This is a genomic window from Halomicrobium sp. HArcht1-1 (assembly GCF_058933285.1).
In genome coordinates, this window is the sequence record NZ_JBZYDL010000001.1 from 1329008 (window position 1) to 1346799 (window position 17792).

The 17792-nt window shown below is 67.0% G+C and carries 21 protein-coding genes, 1 tRNA gene and 1 other RNA gene; 14 read left to right on the top strand and 9 right to left on the bottom strand.

Annotated features, from left to right (window positions below):
* Positions 1–9: 9 nt before the first annotated feature.
* The 3 genes from AC5FRZ_RS07070 to AC5FRZ_RS07080 form a co-directional block, all read right to left on the bottom strand.
* On the bottom strand, positions 10–840 hold the full coding sequence (locus AC5FRZ_RS07070) for a PIG-L deacetylase family protein (RefSeq protein WP_493564237.1): 831 nt from the start codon (positions 838–840) through the stop codon (positions 10–12).
* Positions 841–921: 81 nt separating this feature from the next.
* Positions 922–2025 (bottom strand): glycosyltransferase, encoded by a 1104-nt coding sequence (locus tag AC5FRZ_RS07075; RefSeq protein ID WP_493564238.1) that lies wholly within the window; start codon positions 2023–2025, stop codon positions 922–924.
* A gap of 35 nt (positions 2026–2060) precedes the next feature.
* Entirely contained in the window at positions 2061–3140 is a 1080-nt protein-coding gene (locus tag AC5FRZ_RS07080) for a glycosyltransferase (protein ID WP_170094010.1), read from the bottom strand.
* Between the two features lie 83 nt (positions 3141–3223).
* On the opposite strand from AC5FRZ_RS07080, the gene AC5FRZ_RS07085 reads away from it, so the two are divergent.
* The 3 genes from AC5FRZ_RS07085 to AC5FRZ_RS07095 all read left to right on the top strand — a co-directional run bounded on the left by AC5FRZ_RS07085 (position 3224) and on the right by AC5FRZ_RS07095 (position 4741).
* Positions 3224–3514, top strand: coding sequence for a ribonuclease P protein component 4 (locus tag AC5FRZ_RS07085; protein ID WP_153553137.1), 291 nt, complete (start codon positions 3224–3226; stop codon positions 3512–3514).
* A 73-nt stretch (positions 3515–3587) separates the two neighbouring features.
* Complete coding sequence (locus tag AC5FRZ_RS07090) at positions 3588–3836, top strand: YhbY family RNA-binding protein (protein ID WP_153553138.1); 249 nt, start codon at positions 3588–3590, stop codon at positions 3834–3836.
* The gene (locus tag AC5FRZ_RS07095; RefSeq protein WP_493564239.1) at positions 3833–4741 is read left to right on the top strand and encodes a mechanosensitive ion channel family protein; all 909 of its coding nucleotides are present in this window, start codon (positions 3833–3835) and stop codon (positions 4739–4741) included. Before AC5FRZ_RS07090 ends, AC5FRZ_RS07095 begins: the two co-directional genes overlap by 4 nt.
* Before the next feature lie 162 nt (positions 4742–4903).
* On the opposite strand, the gene ffs is transcribed toward AC5FRZ_RS07095, so the two are convergent.
* Positions 4904–5214, bottom strand: an RNA gene (ffs, locus tag AC5FRZ_RS07100) — signal recognition particle sRNA.
* Between the two features lie 73 nt (positions 5215–5287).
* The gene (locus tag AC5FRZ_RS07105) at positions 5288–5701 is read right to left on the bottom strand and encodes a DUF7548 family protein (protein ID WP_153553140.1); all 414 of its coding nucleotides are present in this window, start codon (positions 5699–5701) and stop codon (positions 5288–5290) included.
* Positions 5702–5817: 116 nt separating this feature from the next.
* Here AC5FRZ_RS07105 and AC5FRZ_RS07110 point away from each other — a divergent pair, with 116 nt between their 5' ends.
* Entirely contained in the window at positions 5818–6165 is a 348-nt protein-coding gene (locus tag AC5FRZ_RS07110) for a DUF5798 family protein (protein WP_493564240.1), read from the top strand.
* Positions 6166–6186: 21 nt separating this feature from the next.
* Here the strand turns inward: AC5FRZ_RS07110 and AC5FRZ_RS07115 are convergent, their stop codons facing one another.
* Together AC5FRZ_RS07115 and AC5FRZ_RS07120 are read right to left on the bottom strand one after the other, a co-directional pair.
* Positions 6187–6594 carry a CoA-binding protein gene (locus AC5FRZ_RS07115; RefSeq protein ID WP_170094014.1) on the bottom strand — a complete coding sequence of 136 codons (408 nt, stop codon included), beginning with the start codon at positions 6592–6594 and terminating at the stop codon, positions 6187–6189.
* 81 nt (positions 6595–6675) lie between these two features.
* On the bottom strand, positions 6676–7305 hold the full coding sequence (locus AC5FRZ_RS07120) for an RAD55 family ATPase (protein ID WP_170094015.1): 630 nt from the start codon (positions 7303–7305) through the stop codon (positions 6676–6678).
* 175 nt (positions 7306–7480) lie between these two features.
* On the opposite strand from AC5FRZ_RS07120, the gene AC5FRZ_RS07125 reads away from it, so the two are divergent.
* The 10 genes from AC5FRZ_RS07125 (at position 7481) to AC5FRZ_RS07170 (ending at position 15094) form a co-directional block, all read left to right on the top strand.
* Positions 7481–7555, top strand: a tRNA-Arg gene (locus tag AC5FRZ_RS07125).
* Between the two features lie 317 nt (positions 7556–7872).
* Entirely contained in the window at positions 7873–8877 is a 1005-nt protein-coding gene (locus tag AC5FRZ_RS07130; RefSeq protein WP_493564241.1) for a HEAT repeat domain-containing protein, read from the top strand.
* Between the two features lie 56 nt (positions 8878–8933).
* Positions 8934–10124 (top strand): ABC transporter substrate-binding protein, encoded by a 1191-nt coding sequence (locus AC5FRZ_RS07135; protein ID WP_493564242.1) that lies wholly within the window; start codon positions 8934–8936, stop codon positions 10122–10124.
* A 2-nt stretch (positions 10125–10126) separates the two neighbouring features.
* Entirely contained in the window at positions 10127–11053 is a 927-nt protein-coding gene (locus AC5FRZ_RS07140) for an NAD(P)/FAD-dependent oxidoreductase (protein ID WP_493564243.1), read from the top strand.
* A 7-nt stretch (positions 11054–11060) separates the two neighbouring features.
* On the top strand, positions 11061–11969 hold the full coding sequence (locus AC5FRZ_RS07145) for a DUF7551 domain-containing protein (RefSeq protein ID WP_493564244.1): 909 nt from the start codon (positions 11061–11063) through the stop codon (positions 11967–11969).
* A gap of 195 nt (positions 11970–12164) precedes the next feature.
* Complete coding sequence (locus AC5FRZ_RS07150) at positions 12165–12440, top strand: DUF7521 family protein (RefSeq protein WP_255318031.1); 276 nt, start codon at positions 12165–12167, stop codon at positions 12438–12440.
* A gap of 90 nt (positions 12441–12530) precedes the next feature.
* A complete protein-coding gene (locus AC5FRZ_RS07155) occupies positions 12531–12767 on the top strand; it encodes a DUF2249 domain-containing protein (protein WP_170094023.1) in 237 nt (78 codons plus the stop codon).
* A 175-nt stretch (positions 12768–12942) separates the two neighbouring features.
* Positions 12943–13323, top strand: coding sequence for a putative zinc-binding protein (locus AC5FRZ_RS07160; protein ID WP_372479171.1), 381 nt, complete (start codon positions 12943–12945; stop codon positions 13321–13323).
* A gap of 94 nt (positions 13324–13417) precedes the next feature.
* Complete coding sequence (locus tag AC5FRZ_RS07165) at positions 13418–14128, top strand: endonuclease III domain-containing protein (protein WP_170094025.1); 711 nt, start codon at positions 13418–13420, stop codon at positions 14126–14128.
* Between the two features lie 78 nt (positions 14129–14206).
* Positions 14207–15094, top strand: coding sequence for a universal stress protein (locus AC5FRZ_RS07170; protein WP_240936959.1), 888 nt, complete (start codon positions 14207–14209; stop codon positions 15092–15094).
* A gap of 23 nt (positions 15095–15117) precedes the next feature.
* On the opposite strand, the gene AC5FRZ_RS07175 is transcribed toward AC5FRZ_RS07170, so the two are convergent.
* Together AC5FRZ_RS07175 and AC5FRZ_RS07180 are read right to left on the bottom strand one after the other, a co-directional pair.
* Entirely contained in the window at positions 15118–16161 is a 1044-nt protein-coding gene (locus AC5FRZ_RS07175; RefSeq protein WP_493564245.1) for an NAD(P)/FAD-dependent oxidoreductase, read from the bottom strand.
* Positions 16162–16354: 193 nt separating this feature from the next.
* Complete coding sequence (locus AC5FRZ_RS07180) at positions 16355–17638, bottom strand: carboxylate--amine ligase (protein WP_493564246.1); 1284 nt, start codon at positions 17636–17638, stop codon at positions 16355–16357.
* Positions 17639–17792 lie beyond the last annotated feature (154 nt).

Sequence of the window (17792 nt, forward strand, 5' to 3'; positions counted from 1 at the left end):
GCTTTCGCTCTAGAAGAAAAAGAGGCGCTCGGCGGCGTCCTCGGTCAGCGGCGCACCGTACTCGGAGATCTCGACGGCCTCGGCGTGGTCGACCGCGGCACCGGCGTCCTCGCCGTAGCGATCTTTCAGCTCGGCACGGAAGCGGTCGGCGACGTTGATCTCGGTGTTGGCCGAGAGGTGATCGACTCCCGCCTCGGTGAGCCACTCGCGGCGTGCGTCAGCGTCCTCGGGGACGTTCTCCAGCTCGCCGAAGGTGTAGGGGAGCCACTCGTACATCTGGGAGACGTGGCAGTCCATCGCGTCGATCTTGCGCTCTTCGACGTCGCTCACGTCGAGGACCACGTCGGGCTCGAAGGCTTCGGGCTTCTGGAAGTGATCGGCGACGTAGCCGATGACCGGGTTCGACGCCATGGGCTGGGTGTCGGGGACGATGTTGGGGACGATCAGCGAGTACGCGGCGTCCCGGAGCAACTGCGCGGTGTAGCGGTGGTCGGGGTGGTAGTCGTTTGGCCGGGGTCCGAGCACCAGATCGGGGTCGACCCGGCGGATGTAGCGGATGAGTTTCTTGCGGTTGGCGAGCGTCGGTTCGAGCAGGCCGTCGGCGATGTCGAACACGTCGTAGTCGATGCCCAGCGTCTCCGCGACGGCCTCGGTCTCGCGCTTGCGTCGCGCAGCGAGCTTCTTGCGGTTCATCTCGTGGTGGCCGGCACTCCCGTCGGTGACCGAGAGGAAGGTCACGTCGTGGCCCGCTTCCACGTACTTTGCCGCGATACCGCCCGCCTTGATCGAGCAGTCGTCCGGATGTGCACCGATCACGAGGAGGTGCTGTGTCTCGCTCATATCCGTCTCTCGTCGGGGGTGAACGAAACGTTTTGGATATTTCCCGGCGAGAGAACCGTGAGCGTTCCGACGACGAGCGTGTCAGCTGACCTGTTCGTAGATGTCCGCCAGTCGTTCTACGGAGTGCTCGACGCTCGTCTCCTCGCGGCGGTCCAGGCAGCGCTCTCGGAGTCGCTCTGACTCGTCGAGCGCCCGCTCGATCGCGTCGCGGAAGGCGTCCGTGTCGCCCTCGGGGTACTTGTAGCCGGTGACGCCGTCGTCGATCGTGCCACTCAGCGCGCCGCTGTCGACGCCGACGACCGGCGTCCCACAGGCGTTTGCCTCCAGTGCGACCAGTCCCTGGGTCTCGACCGGGCTGGGGAACGCGAACACGTCGAGCGCGGCGTACAGCTCGGGCAGCTCCGCTCGGTCGAGGAACCCCAGGAAGTGGGCATCGACGGCTGCCGCCTCGGCCGTCGCTTCGAGGTCCTCGCGGGCGGGTCCGTCGCCGCCGAAGACCAGCGTCACGTCCAGCCCCTCGGCGGCGGCGACGATGTCGTCGAGGCACTTCTCGTAGCCGTGTCTCCCGGTGTACCCTACCAGCGGGCCGTCTGGGAGGTCGTGTCGCTCGCGAAACGCCGCCGTCTCGCTCGGCGCGAAGAAGTCGGTGTCGACGCCGTTGGCGAGCACCTCCACCGGCGTCGAGACGCCGACGGTCTCCCGGAGGTGGCGGGCGGTCCGTTCGCTGGGCGTGACGACGACGTCGGCACCGTTGAGGAACCACCGCTCGTAGCGCGTCGCACAGTTGCGAATCAGTCGCTCGATGGTGCCGTTGAGGGAGACGTACTCCGCGTACTCGCTGGTCGGCGTGTGGTAAGACGCCACCAGCGGTGCGTCGTTGCTCCGGGCGAAGCGCTTTGCGGCCAGCCCGAGACTGAACGGGGTGTGTGCGTGGACCACGTCGGCCGCCTCGACGGCCGTCGGGATCTGCGGTGCCGCGACGCGAAACCCCTCGTAGAACGGGAACGGGAGGCTCGACACCGGGTGTTCGCCCGCCGTCGCCTGGTGTTCGCTCCGGGGATAGATCACGTCCATCTCGCTGTCGCGGCGGCTCCACTGCTCTCGCCAGGTCTTGACAGTGTAGGTGACGCCGTTGACCGTCGGGAGATATGTGTCGGTGAACGCAGCCACGCGCGGCAGTGCCATCGGCGACGTTTGATCGACCACGCCTTAAACCGTTGCTATCTCTCGCCGACAGCCTCGGGGACGTTCCCGTCGAGGAGCTGTTCGTAGATGTCCGTCAGCTGTTCGCCGACCCGGTCGAGCCCGTGTTCGCGAGCGGTCGCTTTCGCGTTCTCGCCCAGCCGTTCCCGGAGGTCGGGGTTCGCTTCCAGCCGTTCGAGCGCGTCGACGAACTCCCGTTCGGACGAGCAGATCAGGCAGTCGTGGCCGTCCTCGTAGTACTCAGCGAAGGCCGGGATGTCCGAAATCACGCAGGCTTTCCCGCAGGCCATCGCTTCGAGCACGACGATCCCCTGGTTTTCGACCTTCGCGGGGAACATGAACACGTCGCCGGCCCCGTAGGCTCCGCGGATGTCGTCGACCCATCCCGAGAACGTGACGTTCGCGGGCGGGTCCTTCGTCCACTTTCGTACTGCCGAGGACGCGCTCGGCCCGGTCTCGTAGGTGCCAAACCAGGTGAAGTCGTAGTCGGTCCGCTGGGCGACCCGACAGAAGGTCGAGAGTCCCTTGCGCTCGAAGACGTTGCCGACGGCGAAGACCCCCATCCCGTCGATGTCGTAGCGCTCGCGGTACTCCTCGCGGTACTCCTCGTACCCCCTCAGCCGGTCGAGGTCGATCCCGTTCGTGATCGGCCGGATCGGCGCGTCGATCGGATACGACTGCAACACCCCTCTCGTGTACTCGCTGGGACACAGCACGAGGTCGGCCTGCGAGTAGAACCACTTGAGGTACTTCCCCAGGACCGGCGCGACGACGTTGGCCCCGCGGAAGCTGTCCCGGAAGTCCTCGCGAGTGACGTGCGAGTGGAGGATCACCGGCGTGTCGGTCCGCTGGGCGTGCTTGATCGTCGCGGCCGTTCCCGGCCCGATCATGTTGCAGTGGACGAGATCCACGTCGGTGAACGCGCGCCCGCCGGTGAGCTTCGACCGGACGGCGTCGACCGGGTGGTCACCCTCCCACGGCGAGGTAACGACCTCGACGTCTCTGTCGGCGAGCGCCGCTCGCTGGTGCTCGACCGACGTACCGATCCCGCTGCGGTCCAGCCAGCCCGCGACCTCCAGGTAGTTCAGCGTGCGCACAGCGATCTGTCCTCCAGTATCCGACAAAAGGCTGTCGGTCCGATACGAAACGTATTCCCGTCGGGTCGGCGGAGGTGTGGTCGATGACGCCCGGTGAGTCAGAGATCGCTCGCGAGCGGATTCGACGGCTCCACGACCTCGCTCGCGAGGCGGCCGGCGACGGCAACGACGAGCGAGCCCGCGAGTACGTCCGCCGCGCTCGCCGCGTCGCCGAGCGCAACCGTCTCGGGCTCCCGCGGCGGTTCAAGCGGTTCACCTGTGACGCCTGCGACGCCTACCTCCGTCCGAGCGTCAACGCGCGGGTCCGTCTCCAGGACGGCCACGTCGTCGTCACCTGCGACTGTGGGACCCAGGCGCGCTATCCCTACGAGTAACGGCCGACTATCCGCGTTCTCGTTCCGACTGTTGGCCAAGTGTTTAAGTCCTCAACAGTAAAATCGGGACAGTATGAGTAACAAAGACCGCCGACAGCGGATTCACGAACTCGACGCCACGCTCCGTGTCGGCAAGCAAGGTATCGATCCGGTCGCCGACGAACTCTCGAACCAGCTCGACGACCGCGACCTCGTGAAAGTGAAGTTCCTCCGGTCTGCGCTGGGCGGGACGACGACCGAGGACGAGGCCGACGAACTCGCCGATCTCGCCGGTGGGACCGTCGTCCAGACGAGGGGCCACACCGCCGTGTTCGAACGATGACGCAGGGGACGCCGGTCGTCGACGACCCGACGCCACTGGCTCAACTCCTCGCCGATGTCGGGGTCCCTTACGCCGAGTCGATCGGACAGGCCCTGACTTTCGTGGTCGTCTTCCTCGTGATCTACCTGTTCGGTCGCGCCGTGATCCTCCCGGTGGTCAACCGCGCGCTCAAATCGCGGGACCTCGACGCCCACGCCCGCAAGCCGCTGAAGAAGATCGTCAGCATCGCCGTCGTCTTCGTCGGGATCTCGGTGGCGTTCGGCATGGCCGACTACGGCGACTTCCTCCAGTCGCTGGCGACGATCGCCGCCGCCGCGACGCTGGCGATCGGCTTCGCGATGCAGGACGTGCTCTCGAACTTCGTCGCGGGTATCTTCATCTTCACCGACAAACCGTTCCGCATCGGCGACTGGATCGAGTGGGACGGCAACGCCGGCGTCGTCGAGGACATCTCGTTGCGTGTCACTCGTGTCCGGACCTTCGACAACGAGCTGCTGACGGTGCCCAACTCCCAGCTGACCGACGGCGTCATCAAGAACCCCGTCGCCAAGGAGCAACTGCGCCTGAAGTTCGTCTTCGGCATTGGCTACGACGACGACATCGGCAGAGCGACCGAGATCATCCTCGAAGAGGCCGACGAGCACGAGGGGATCCTCGCCGACCCCGAACCGTCGGTGCGACTGATCGAACTGGGGGACTCCTCCGTGGGGCTCCAGTCTCGCATCTGGATCGCGAACCCCTCGCGGGCCGACTTCGTCAAGATCCGCGGCGAATACGTCAAAGCGGTCAAGCAACGCTTCGACGAGGAAGGCATCGACATCCCTTATCCGAACCGGACCATCGGCGGCGGCCTCGAACTGGCCAACGTCGACGGCCTCGTGGAACCGACCGCCGACGACGACTGACTACCGTTCCCTCTGTTGGTCTTCGCGGTCTCTCGTCGTCGCAGTGACGAACGTTTAACTGCGCCGGCCGTTCGAGTTCGACGAGTAGCGCCACTGACTGCACTTTTCCGCAAGTGGTGCGCCCAGCGCACCCGCTGTCGAAGAGTGAGCAGCGTATGAATGAGATGGACAGCGAGATTGCCCGGCGTTCGGGCGCAGGTAGTCCCGTTTGCCTCCTCCACCCCGCGATCCGACGAGCGACAGGTGTACGAGGGTCCGCTGCTCACTTCCGTGCCTGGCGGAGTGCCCTCGTCTAACCACAGGCGAACGCCCCTGCAGGCGCAGCCGTGTGGACCGCTGTCCCCGTTGGACGAGGCTTCGACGTTAGCTCACGGGGCCTGCGTCCGGCAGACCGGACGCCCCCGAGTTCGGTCCCCGCTCAAGACCGTAGTGCGGGCGAGGAGGGGGGCCTAACCCCTCGACCTAGTCCACTCGGAAATCCGCCGCCACAACTTAAGGACCTTTCGGAAAGACGGGACGGCGTGGTGGTCGTCGCCACGCGGCCGGCTAGATGAGCCGCTGGGCGCGTGCGTACCACGCTGCAGCGGCGGTGACACAGAGCGCGGTGACCACGAGCGCCCCACGGTGATACCCCAGCACGTCTGCCGTCGTGAGCTGTGTCACCATGCTCTGGGGAACCGTGGCTGCCCAGACCGTAGCCAAGACCGTCATGAACACGCCCAGGACGAGCGTCGCCCCGGCGACCAGATCGGGTGGCGACCGGCCCTGTCGCCCCGCGGCGAAGACGATGATCGCCACGCTCGCGAAGAGGCCGACGACGAGCGGACTGATGGCCCCGGCGGCGAAGTACGTGCTCACGGCGCTGCTCTGCTCGACGACCGCGTACGGTGCCGCGAGGACCGCGAGGACGGCCAGCGATGCGACGATGCCGACGGTCGGTGCGAGCCGCAACTGCTCCATACTCGGTGGTGGATCTCCCCCGGTCTTATACTGTCGGTTCGTGGCAGGCGCGGCTTCTTTCCACACGTGGTGTCGGAGCCGAAAGGGCCACAAGGGTGACTCACGATAGCTCTGCCATGGGACTCGGAAGCACGGCCAAGAAGGTCCAGAAGCTCGCTGATCTGGCCGAGAAGATGTACAAGCGGATCAACCACATGGTCGAGCAGCTTCAGGACCTTCGGGGGACGGTCGACGAGACGGGGGCACGCGTCGAGGAGATCGAACGAGAGCTCGAACAGCACCGCACGCTGCTGGAAGCGATCGCCGAGGAGCACGACATCGACGTCGACAGCGTCGTCACCGACGCGGTCATTCAGGACGCCGAGGGAGCGGACCCGAGCGGCGACGCGGCATCGCCGGACGACCCGGACACTGCCGGAGCGCCGTCGGAGACGACCGAAGACGCCGACGGACAGAGCCCCTAGCTGGACCGTCGTGTCACGGATTCACCGCAGCCGCTCGTGCTCGACTTTGAGACACCGATCCTGGACGACCTGTAGCCCCGCGTTCTCGGCTCGCTTCGCGGCGTCGTCGTCACGGATTCCCAGCTGGGTCCACAGCACGCGCACGTCCTCGCGGTCGAGCGTCTCGTCGACGATACCGGCCACCTCCTCGCTCGGCCGGAACACGTCGACGATGTCGATCGTCGCTTCCACGTCGGACAGCGAATCGGACGCACGTTCTCCGAGGATCTCGTCGGCGAAGGGGTTGACCGGAACGATACGGTAGCCCTGCGATTGCAGGTAGGCCGGCACGTCGTGGGCCGCTTTCCCGCTCGTCGTCGAACAGCCGACGACGGCGATCGTGTCGTAGTCGAGGATCTCCCGGAGCGTGTCGTCAGAGTCGACGGGCATACGGACACCTACCGGCGGCGTCGGCAAAAGCGTGCTGTCGGTCCCGTCGTGGGCGATCCTCCGCTGCCAGCGGTGGGCAGCCTACGGGTTCGCCGACTCGGCCTCGGTCGGGAGATCGACCGCGACGATGCCGCTCTCGTCGAGTTCGACCGTGCCGTCGAACAGCTGCTCGATCGTGTGCAGCGTCTGTTCGTCGTGAGCAGTGGACTCGATGACGTGGACGCCGACCGCGTCGACGTCGTCGACACGGCTCGTGATCGCGTGCATGAACTCGAAGACCGTCTGTAGCGTCGCGTACATCAGCAGCGTCGACAGCGAATCGACCATCACGCGGTTGCGCTCTCGGCCGAGGTCGCCGTAGAAGTACTCGATGAAGTTCGAGAACCCCAGCCCGATCCCCGTCATGTCGACCGGCGACGTCGCGTACTTGACCGTCAGCGTGTCGGTCGTCGACCGCCCGACGTGCTCGGTGACACAGTCGACGATCCCGATCGCTCGCGCTTCGTCCTCGTCGTCGAACCCGAACTGCCTGGCGACCCGGCGGGCGCTGTCACGCGTCGTGATCACGATCGCTCCCTGGTCGGCGTCGAGCCCGTGGGCGAGAATCTGACGAGCCAGGCGGCGCTTTCCCGTCAACGGCGGCCCCTTCACGAGGATGTTCGTCCCCGGTGCAACCATCCGTCCGTCCAGTTGTTCCCCCAGATCGTACATCGGTAGTCGTCCGTGTGCGACGCTAGCCAGGCGTGCACAGATACGGTACACCATGCTTCCCGTTCAACAGTTATTGCTTTTCGGGATTCGGCAGCAATCGTGGGACGCGAACACGTAACCCGGTGCCCGCGAACCGGGGGGTTTAAACCGGGACGCCCTCATAGCAATCAGTACAGGGCGCTTAGCTCAGCCTGGACAGAGTACGTGGCTTCGGACCACGTTGCCGGGGGTTCAAATCCCTCAGCGCTCGTGATTTTGTGACGAGCAGATACGAGAAACAAACCACGTACAGCTGAAGGTTTGAGCAGGCGAGACGAGCGAAGCGAGTCTCGACGTGGTTCAAATCCCTCAGTGCTCGTCGCTTTTCGCGACCGGACGTGAGCGAAGAGCGGAGAGACGTACGAGAGTCCTGTCGGGAAATGACACGTAGCGCCACACCGTCCCGTTCTCGGCAGCCCGACGCCGACTCGCCGTGTTCTCCGCCTGCTCTTTCCGACTCGTTCCCCGACCGGATCGAACGCAAGCGCTTTCAGTCGGTCCCGTGATGTCGCTCTCACGACCATTCAGATGGTGGACCGTACCGAACCACCGGAGCCGGCACGGCTCGTCGAGATCGTCGAAACGGAACCGGTCGAACGGGTGCGGGACGCACTGACGGCACTCGCCGCCGCGCCCCCGTCCGTTCGGAAGGACGCGGTACAGGCGCTCGGCGATCTCGCAGACGACGCTCCGTCGCGCTTCGACGGGCTGGCTCCCGTCGTCGCCTCGTTTCTCACAGACGAGGAACGCGCGATACGGCTCACGACCGCGAAGCTGTTCGTCGCCGTCGCCGAGGCCGACCCCGACGCCGTTCTCGGTTCCGTCGACGCCCTCGGTGCTCGCCTCGGCGACGAGGACGAGTTCTACTACGTCCGTGCTCGCTCGGCCGAAGCGCTGGGGTACGTCGCTCTCGAACACCCCGACGCCGTCGCAGCGCCCGACGTGCTCGCCGATCTGCGCGTCGGCCTCGCGTTCGACGAGCCCGAGGTCACGGCGAAACTCGCCAAGGCGCTGGCGTTCGTCGCGCTCGGCGACCCCGACCGACTCCGGCACCTCGTCGAACACCTCGGCGACCACCTCGACGCCGAGAGCGAACTCGTCAGGTACCACGTCTGTACGGCGCTGGTCGCGACCGGCTGTGAGCACCCGGAGCGCCTGGCCGACGTTCGAGACGGGCTCGCTGCGCGCCTGGACGACCCGAACCCCTACGTCCGGGGTCGCGCGGCGGAAGCGTTCGGCACCGCCGGGGCCGACGTGTTCGAAGACTACCCGACCGCCCGACTGCGGGCGCTGACCGACGACGAGGAGTCGTTCGTCACAGAGCGTGGAGCGTTCGCGGCCGAGCGTGGCCGATCAGGTGATCGGCGCTCGGAGGAAAGCGATCTCGGAACGATCGCGTCGCTTCGCCGGACGACCGGTTCGGTGATCGAAGAGTTGACGACCGCCGACGCCGTCGGCGACTGTCCCCACTGTGGGGCTGCACTGCCCGAGTCGGGGCCGCCGATGTGTCCCCAGTGTGGCGCGCCGCGGTAGTTTCGGCTCGCCTAAAATCCACAACGCATATATATCGTTTAGGCGAGCCAAAATCTATGGCGCGCAACTCGAACGACGCGAACGGAGCGACCCGACGAGAGTACGTGTTGTCCGGTGGTTCTCTGGTGCTCGCCGGCCTGGTCGCAGGCTGTAGCGGTACCAGCAGCGACCGGTCGACCGAGACAGCCACCCAGACGGACGCACAAACCGAGCCGAGCGACGGGGACGCGTACTCCGTCTCGATGGCCCCCGTTGGCGAAGTGACCTTCGACGCCGTCCCGGAGACGTGGGTTCCCTACGGCGGCGATTTCGCCGACATGGGCGTCGCGCTGGGCCAGGCCGACGGGATGGTCGGGATCGGGCAGTCCGGCGAGTATCACACTGGCGTCTACGACGAGCTCCCGGGCGTCAGTGTCGACTTCGAGCGGATCGCCGCCAACGATCTCGTCGAGGCCGACATGTCCAGAGAACTGTTCTACGAACTCGACAGCGACGTCCACGTCATCGACACGGGCATGCTGCGAAACTGGTTCGACTGGAGCGACGACGACATCGCCGAAATCCGGGAGAACGTCGGCCCGTTCTTCGGAAACATGATCTTCCGGCGGTCCGACGAGTGGCACGACTACCGGTACTACACGCTCTATCAGGCCTTCGAGAAGATGGCCGCGATGTTCCAGGAGCGGGCCCGTTTCGAGGCCTTCGAGACGCTCCACGATGAGTTCCTGGCCGAACTCCAGTCTCAGCTGCCGCCGGCAGACGAGCGTCCGAGCGTCTTTCTCACCTACGAGGGAACGGACGAGCCGGAGACGTTCTCGCCGTACCGACTCAACGACGACGGCACGAGCAAGAAGCAGTGGAACGACCTCGGTGTCAGCGACGCACTCGCCGGAACGGGTGTCGAGAACCTGAGTACCGAGAACCGGGGCGAACTCGACTACGAGAACCTGCTCACGATCGATCCGGACGTGTTGCTGATTCGCGGCCACGAGGAGAAGTCGGCGACCGAGTTCCGCGAGACCGTCCTGGGCTTCCTCCGTGAACATCCCGTCGGCGGGAAACTGACGGCGGTCGAGAACGGTCGCGTCTACCGCGGTGGACCGCTCCGACAGGGCCCGATTCAGAATCTGTTCCTCACCGAGCGGGCCGCCAAGCAACTGTACCCGGAGACGTTCGGGCGCGTCACCGACGATGCGGAGCTCTTCGACCGCCAGCGGGTCGCAGACATCGTCACCGGAGAGTTCTGACGATGGGCGAGACGACGCCTGCGAACGGAGCGACCGACCACGAGGTCGTGATCGTCGGCGGCGGCCCCGCGGGCTGTTCGGCCGGCGTGTTTACCGCCCGGTACGGCCTCGACACGGTCGTGTTCGACCGTGGACGGTCGTCGCTCCGGCGGTGCGCTCACCTCGAAAACTATCTCGGCTTCCCCGCCGGCATCGATATCGAGACGCTCTACGAGCTGTGCCACGACCACGTCCGAGCGGCCGGCTGTGACCTCCGTGCGGACCTCGTCGAGTCGGTCCAGCGCCGTGACGACGGCGGCTTCATCGTGGCACTCCAGTCCGGCGACCCGGTCACGACCGACCGAGTCGTCGCTGCGACGCGGTACGGCGGGGAGTATCTCCTGTCGCTGGACGAGGCGGCGATGGTGACGACCCGCGAGCACGACGGCGAGGTCCACGAGACCTTCGACGACTCCTATCCCGCGGCGGACGGGACGACGCCGATCGACGGGCTGTACGTCGCCTCGCCCTCCGAGGCGTCCCGGCAGGCGATCGTCGCTGCTGGACGGGGCGCGCGGACGGCGCTGAGCGTCGTCGAGGACGTTCGACGCGACCGCGGCGTTCCCGAGCCGGTGGTCGACCACTACGACTGGGTCCGTCGGCGCGCGGAACTCGACGAGGAGTGGGACGATCGGGACCGGTGGCGCGAGTGGTTCGCCCAGCAGCTTCCGGACGACCTCGACCCCGAATCGCCGGCACTGGCGTCCGTTCGCGAGTCCGAGATCGACCGGGTGTTCGAGAGCTACGTCGACGAGTCCGAGATCGAGCGACGGCGCGAACGCGGCCAGGAACGCCTCCTCGATCACGTCGACGACGATCTGATCGTCGAACGGGCCCGCGCCATCGAGGACCGAACCACGGCAGCACACGTCGACGACAACCCACGGTGAGAGACAGATGATCGGGACGACACTCGCAGAGCTTCGAGAACGCGTGGAACGACTCGCCACGGACGACGGCTCGTACCGCGTCGTCTGTGGTCGGACTGGCGAGCGACCGGTCCCCGTCGCGACACTACGCTTCGACAGTCGCTCGACGGCCCGCCTCGCGGTCCGTGCGACCGAACAGTACCGGAGCACGCTTCGCACGTACGATCCCCGGACGCCGCGATACGACCTGATCGTCTGCGAGGGGTCGGACCCGTTCGGCGACCGGGCGCTGCCTGGGGCTCCGCGTCCGGACACCGACGCCGCGGTGTCGCCGGTGTCCGACGCCCGCGATTCGAACGAGGGGAAGCAACGGCGCATCGAGTTCTGTCACCGGGTCGCCGCCGCCGTCTTCGAGGCGCTGTCCGACGGCCCGTACGACGATCTGGAGACCGCCGTCGTGGACGCGTACTTCGAACTCGCAGAGACCGTCGACGACCCGGACGACCTCTGTCTGTGCTTGCTGGAGTCGCTCGCCGCCGAGTTCGACGCGCGACTGAGCCCCGACCAGCAGGCGGCACTGTTGACCGACGCGGCGTCGCAGCTGACGCCCGTCGATCGGACTGGGCAGCCGGTCGCCACGGCACTGGCGGCGCTCCAGCGTCGCGGCCTCGTCGGGGAGTTCAGCTGTCGCTCGACGTCGATCGACCGGGCGAACCGACGACGGACCGTCCAGGTGACCCTCTCTGCGTACGCACTGTCGGTCCGGGACGGTCGACTGCCGGTGCTCCCGGTGGCGGTCGAGCTGTCGCGCCACCAGCCCGAGTGGTCACTGTCGGGGTTCCGCGTCGTCGACGCGGAGCGTGGCTGGCGTCTCGTCGTCGAACTCGGCGGCAGCGAGCCGATGTCGCTCTCGACCGTGCCAGTCCAGTCGCCGTAGCGCCCCAGACGGTCACCCGCTCCGCATCGACTGCGATCGGGCGTCGTTCTCAGTCGGCAGGAACGCCACTCCCGCTTGAAGGGGTCTCACACGGTAGTTACACGTAGATAGATCGGCGTCCCCGTTGTGCCCACTGGACGCAGAAACGCAGTAGCCAAACCCACACCAATGTTACCGAACGTCACCACCACGGTCATGGTCATCGTCCTCGTGATTAGCACGGTCATCTTCGGCGGGCTCATCGCGTATCTCGCGCACCGCGCCGCCCGCCGATCACACTCCCGGCCGATGCAGTTGTTCAGCGTCGGGTTCGCCATTCTGACGGCCGGCCTGGCGACCAGCGGCGTGCTCGCAGTGCTCTTTCGGCTCGACGCGAAGGAGGGACTGCTGATTCAGGGCGTGTTCGTCCTCGTCGGTCTCGGTGTCCTCCTCCGGTCGATCTACATGCGCCGCCCGAACGTCGGCGTCTGATGCCGTCGCCCGTCGCTGGCGACGCCCGACCTCGGGCGAACGAACGTCATCGGGTGAAGCTATAGCCCCGTTCACACCCTACAGTCACCTATGGCCCACGAGTACCAGACGGACGCCGACAGACGCCTCGACGCCCGCGAGATCGACGGCGAACCGTTCGCCGACATCATGAATGCGATCGAGTCGCTACCCGCGGACGAGACACTGCTGCTCGTGAACAGTTTCGAACCCGTACCGCTGTACGACGTCCTCGAAGAACGCGGCTTCGAATACACGCCCCACAATCCGTCGTCGGATCTGTGGGAGATAGAGATAACACCTGCATAAACGTTCTGTCTAGTTCGAGGGCTGCGGACTACTCTCTTCTTTATAGACAGCTGTCTGATTTCCTATTTATATTGGCCACATTTGGCAGTCTATTCTCCTCGCTACCGTCGGCCCGACTCGGAGACGAAGCCGTTCGGGACAACCACTTCCTCGAACGGCACAAATTGTCCGACCGATGACCGAAGACTACGACGACCTGCCGCTGGTGTACTCGTGCTCTGGGTGTTCGAGTGCGGCCCAGATGGCCAACGACCTCGCCGTGCGACTCGACCGCGAGCGCGTGGCGGAGATGTCCTGCATCGCGGGCGTGGGTGCAGACGTCGACCCGCTCGTGGAGACGGCGATCGCCGGGCGACCGATGGTCGTGATCGACGGCTGTCCGCTGGAGTGTGCGCGCAACAGCCTCGAACGCCACGACGTGACTCCCGACCGTCACGTCAACCTCGCCAAACGCGGCGTGGCCAAAGAGTACCACACGGACTACGACGACGACCAAGCCGAGCGGCTGTTCGAAGACCTCCGTGCGACGGTCGAAGAACTCACCACGACGGCCTGATCGACTGGTCGGCAGTGTCGAGTACGCTTCGAGCCCGGCCGATGCTCCGCCTCGATCCCGGTGCGTTGAAGCCGTCCCAGTCCCGGGTCCCGATATGCAGAGTCCCCAAGAGTGGACGGCGGCGGACGTCCGCGAGTTGCATGACGACCTCGTCTCGCTGTACGAACCGGTCGCACAGACCGAGGCACACGGTGCCGACGCCGACGCGGAGCCGGGCGAGGGCGTTCGACAGCTGGTGACGACGATCCTCTCGCAGAACGTCGCCGACGAGAACACGCGCCGGGCATCGGAGTCGCTGTTCGAGACCTACGACGACTTTTCGGCCATCGAGGCGGCCGACCACGACGAGTTGGCCGAGACGATCCGCGTCGCCGGCCTCCCGGACCAGAAGGCGGCCCGCATCCAGCGTGCGCTGGCGGCGATCCGCGAGGAGACCGGCGGGGCCTACTCGCTGGCCTTCCTCGACGCGCTGCCGACAGCGGAGGCGAAGGCGTGGCTCACCGACATCAAGGGCGTGGGTCCCAAGACCGCGAGCGTCGTGCTGAACTTCCACTTCGGGAAGCCGACGATGGCCGTCGACACGCACGTCGAGCGCGTGTCCAAGCGATTCGGGCTCGTCCCCGAAGACGCGAGCAACGAGCGCGCCCACGACGTGCTCGACGCGGTCGTGCCGGACGAACTCACGTATCCGCTCCACGTCCTGCTCATCCGCCACGGGCGCACGCACTGCTCGGCGCGGAACCCGGACTGTGACAACCCGGTCTGTGAGCGGTACTGCGACTGTGAGGGCTGTGGGAGCGACTGACGGCCGTCGCCTCTCGACCGCCGGGAACAGGGGTCGCCGTTTATGACGTGTGGGTGTGTCTGTCGGAGTGGGAACACTATGTACGACACCGTTCTGGTCCCGACAGACGGCAGCGACCACGCGGAACGGGCCGGTGCCCACGCCGCGTTCCTCGCGCGGGCGTTCGACGCGTCGATCCACCTCCTCAACGTCGTCGACCTCCAGGCGGCGGCCGGCCCGATGAACGCCGGTGGCGTCGACGAGGCCTACGTCGAGCGCCTCGAATCCGAGGGCGAGGCGACGATCGGGGCGCTCGAACCGGTCGTCGACGGCCTCTCGGTCGAGACGGCCGTCGTCCGGGGACGGCCCAGCGAGGCGATCCTCGACTACGCCGCGGAACACGACGTGGATCTGCTGGCGATGGGGACCCACGGCCGGACGGGTCTCGAACGGTACATCGCCGGGAGCGTCGTCGAACACGTCGTTCGTCACGCGACCGTCCCGGTCCTGACGACCCGGGCGGTCGAGACCAGCACCGTCGACGACGGCTACGACGAGATCGTGATCCCGACCGACGGGAGCGAGCCGTCGACGGCGGCGGTCGAGCACGGTCTGGCCATCGCCGAGCGGGCCGACGCCCGTGTCCACGCGATCAACGTCGTCAACGTCGCGACGCTGGCTTCGGGCCCGGACCACACCGCACCGACGGAACTGCTAGAGGAACTCACTGCTCGTGGCGAGCGCGTCACCGAGGAGATCGCGACGGCCGCGGCCGAGCGCGGGCTCGACGCCACGACGACGGTCCGCGAGGGATTCCCGGCCCGGGACATCCTCGACTACGTCGAAGCGAACGACGCCGATCTGGTCGCCATGGGGACGGCGGGGCGAAGCGGCCTGAACCGCTTCCTCCTGGGCAGCACCACCGAGCGCGTCGTCCGCCACTCCCCGGTGCCGGTCTGTGCGGTCAACGCTCGGGACACGGAGTAAGCGCCGACCCGCCCGACGCTCGATCACAGGGCGTAGGCGAGGCGTTCGCCCACGTCCAGACCGTTGCGAAGCGCCGCGTGGAGCCGCGCCTCTCCGGCGACCCAGTCGCCGACCGGATAGAGCCCGTGCTCGTTGGCCGAGTCGACCGGGCCCGACTGGACGCCCGCGTCCGGGAGCGCGTAGCGCCACCCCTGGTGGTCGGTCCAGTCGGGCTCGGTGAGTCGGTCGTCGCCGACGACGGCCGCGGTCAGTTCGGCCAGCTCGGCGACGTTGTCGGCCGGATCGCCGTCGTCGTTGTCGACCGACCACTCGGGGCTTGCCTGGACGACGAGCAGACTCTCCCCGTCGGGGACGTGGCCGCGCTTGCACTCCTCGCGAGCGATCCAGCCCACCTCGTGGTCGTCGTCGGTGTTGATGAGCGCGTAGTAGGGCCGGTCGAGTTCGAACTCGTAGTGCAGCACGGCCGTCCAGATCGTCCGGTAGGGCACGTCTTTCGCGGCCGCGGCCAGCCGTTCACGCACGGGGTGGTCCCACTCCGCGTCGTCGAGCAGCGCCGCGGTCTGGGGTGCCGGCGGGTTCAGCGCCAGCGCGTCGAAGGGGCCCCACTGCTTGCCGTCGGCGTCCGTCAGCTCCCACTGGTCGGTCTCCGGGAGCCGGCGAACCGCCGCGACCCGCGTCCGGCGGTGGACGGTCGCGTCGGTCTCGGCGAACAGTCGCTTCGCGATCTGAGTGAGGCCGGACTCGTAGCTCCACCGGTGTTCGTCGGTGTCTCGTCCCTCGGAGACCGTTCCGTCCCCGTCGAAGGTGTAAATCGGCTCGGTCACGTCGACCCGTCCCGCCTCGCCCAGCGTCTCGCGGACGAGGTCCGCGACGCGCTCGTCGTCGGACTTCAGGTAGTTCGCGCCGTAGTCGTAGGTCAGCGAGCCGTGCCGCCGGGTCGCGGCCCGCCCGCAGACGCCGCCGGACTTTTCGAGGACCGTCAGATCCGCCGACGGGTGGGCTCCGTCGACCACGTAGCTGAGTGCCGCTGCGCCAGCGCCCGCGCCGACCACGCCAACATCGACCATACGGGTAGGAGGGCCACCACGCAGATAAAACGGCGACCAACACAGTTGGATCGGTCGCGTTCGCGGCGGCATCACGACGACCGATCCGGCCGAAACCAGTGGGAGGCACGGCTTATACTGCCGGCTGTAACTTCGTGAAGATCTTCGCCACCTCGGGGTGGCGAAATCGTTCACAGATTTACAGCCGGTAGTATTACTCTCGCACGAACAGCCGCTGTACGGCGGTGACGAGCCGGGAGGCGGAGTTAGACTCGCTGTGGCCGTCTGCGCTCGCGTCCCCAGTCACCTGCTCGACCGTGTTGCGAACGTCGCGGACGAACGGGCCGGGATCGTCGGTCGAGAGGTAGTCGAAGCGGGGCTGCCCGAGTAGCGACGCCGCGATCTCGCCGGCACGGACCGGGAACGAGGGGCGTTCGACCAGCGGGTACTCCTCGGTCAGGACGCTGTGGAGGTGCAGCGCTTCGCCCCGGAGGAGGTGCCCCCCGATCCCGACCTCGTAGTCGGGTGGGCCGTCGATGGGGCGATCCGTCGCCTGCGCCCAGGCGAGCAGGGGGAAGTCGACGCCGGCCTGGACCGTGAAGGGCAGCGACGACCAGAACCGTGGGTTGATCTCCATCAGCTTGAACGTCCCCGTCCGCGGGTCTCGCAGGAACTCCACCATGGCGACGCCGTGCCAGTCGAGTTCGTCCAGCAGCGCCCGCCCGGCCCGCTCCAGGGCCGGGATGTCGACGGACTCGCGGAACGCGCTCGGGCCGCCACAGTACTTCCACCCGCGACGCTGGCGGTGCTGAAACGTCGCGACGGGGCTGCCGTGGTCGTACTGGGCGAAGAAGCCGTACTCCTCGATCGTCGGGACGTACTCCTGGACCAGTGGCACGTGGCCCATCTCCTCGACGATCGCCTCGCCGTCGGGTCGCTCGCCCGGTTCGAGGTACGTGGTCGAACTCCACTGTGTCTCGGGGTCGGCGAAGCGGTCGGCGTACTCGGGCGCGCGGAAGGTGTAGCGTGGCTTGACGATGCACTCTGCTTCCCAGTCGCTCCACTCAGAGAGCGTCCGCGTCCGGGGCGTGGCGACGCCGGCCCGGTCGGCGGCCTCGAACAGCGCCACCCGATCTTGCACCTGTCGCAGGGTCCCAAGCGTCGGCCACGGCGTCCCGACGTGCTCGCGAAACTGGTCGCGGTTGCGCGCCAGAGCGTACACGTCCGGTTCCCGAAACGGGAGGATCGTCGCCACGTCGTCGCGTCGGGCCAGTTCCAGCAGCGCCGTCTCGTAGCCCGGAAAGTCCACCGCCGGATCGGGGACGGTGACCGATTCCTCGCAGTACGCCGACGCGGCGGCCGGTGGGGTGTCGTGCTCGGAGGCGACGATCGCCGGGATCGATCGACGACCGAGCGACCGGACCGCCGCGGTGCTGCTTGCCGTATCGATTCCGGGCACGACCACGCCCTCCCGGCGACCGTCTCGCGTACCTGCCATACGCCACCCGTCGGTGGCCTGTAGTTTTGTTACGGAGTTCCTGTCGGCGCGGGCAGATCTACGCAGCGAGTGCCGACGATCCCGCCGGAGTAAGAGTGCCGTCTGCGGCGAGTAACCGCCGCCTACGACCACTGTAAGCTCCCCGTACCCGAGC

Coding starts and splice junctions, on each gene's coding strand:
- AC5FRZ_RS07140 (WP_493564243.1), top strand. CDS start 10,127: ATGGGCGAGACGACGCCTGCGAACGGAGCGACCGACCACGAGGTCGTG.
- AC5FRZ_RS07170 (WP_240936959.1), top strand. CDS start 14,207: ATGTACGACACCGTTCTGGTCCCGACAGACGGCAGCGACCACGCGGAA.
- AC5FRZ_RS07090 (WP_153553138.1), top strand. CDS start 3,588: ATGAGTAACAAAGACCGCCGACAGCGGATTCACGAACTCGACGCCACG.
- AC5FRZ_RS07115 (WP_170094014.1), bottom strand. CDS start 6,594: ATGCCCGTCGACTCTGACGACACGCTCCGGGAGATCCTCGACTACGAC.
- AC5FRZ_RS07085 (WP_153553137.1), top strand. CDS start 3,224: ATGACGCCCGGTGAGTCAGAGATCGCTCGCGAGCGGATTCGACGGCTC.
- AC5FRZ_RS07145 (WP_493564244.1), top strand. CDS start 11,061: ATGATCGGGACGACACTCGCAGAGCTTCGAGAACGCGTGGAACGACTC.
- AC5FRZ_RS07130 (WP_493564241.1), top strand. CDS start 7,873: ATGGTGGACCGTACCGAACCACCGGAGCCGGCACGGCTCGTCGAGATC.
- AC5FRZ_RS07105 (WP_153553140.1), bottom strand. CDS start 5,701: ATGGAGCAGTTGCGGCTCGCACCGACCGTCGGCATCGTCGCATCGCTG.
- AC5FRZ_RS07180 (WP_493564246.1), bottom strand. CDS start 17,638: ATGGCAGGTACGCGAGACGGTCGCCGGGAGGGCGTGGTCGTGCCCGGA.
- AC5FRZ_RS07070 (WP_493564237.1), bottom strand. CDS start 840: ATGAGCGAGACACAGCACCTCCTCGTGATCGGTGCACATCCGGACGAC.
- AC5FRZ_RS07135 (WP_493564242.1), top strand. CDS start 8,934: ATGGCGCGCAACTCGAACGACGCGAACGGAGCGACCCGACGAGAGTAC.
- AC5FRZ_RS07175 (WP_493564245.1), bottom strand. CDS start 16,161: ATGGTCGATGTTGGCGTGGTCGGCGCGGGCGCTGGCGCAGCGGCACTC.
- AC5FRZ_RS07160 (WP_372479171.1), top strand. CDS start 12,943: ATGACCGAAGACTACGACGACCTGCCGCTGGTGTACTCGTGCTCTGGG.
- AC5FRZ_RS07155 (WP_170094023.1), top strand. CDS start 12,531: ATGGCCCACGAGTACCAGACGGACGCCGACAGACGCCTCGACGCCCGC.
- AC5FRZ_RS07075 (WP_493564238.1), bottom strand. CDS start 2,025: ATGGCACTGCCGCGCGTGGCTGCGTTCACCGACACATATCTCCCGACG.
- AC5FRZ_RS07095 (WP_493564239.1), top strand. CDS start 3,833: ATGACGCAGGGGACGCCGGTCGTCGACGACCCGACGCCACTGGCTCAA.
- AC5FRZ_RS07110 (WP_493564240.1), top strand. CDS start 5,818: ATGGGACTCGGAAGCACGGCCAAGAAGGTCCAGAAGCTCGCTGATCTG.
- AC5FRZ_RS07150 (WP_255318031.1), top strand. CDS start 12,165: ATGGTCATCGTCCTCGTGATTAGCACGGTCATCTTCGGCGGGCTCATC.
- AC5FRZ_RS07120 (WP_170094015.1), bottom strand. CDS start 7,305: ATGTACGATCTGGGGGAACAACTGGACGGACGGATGGTTGCACCGGGG.
- AC5FRZ_RS07165 (WP_170094025.1), top strand. CDS start 13,418: ATGCAGAGTCCCCAAGAGTGGACGGCGGCGGACGTCCGCGAGTTGCAT.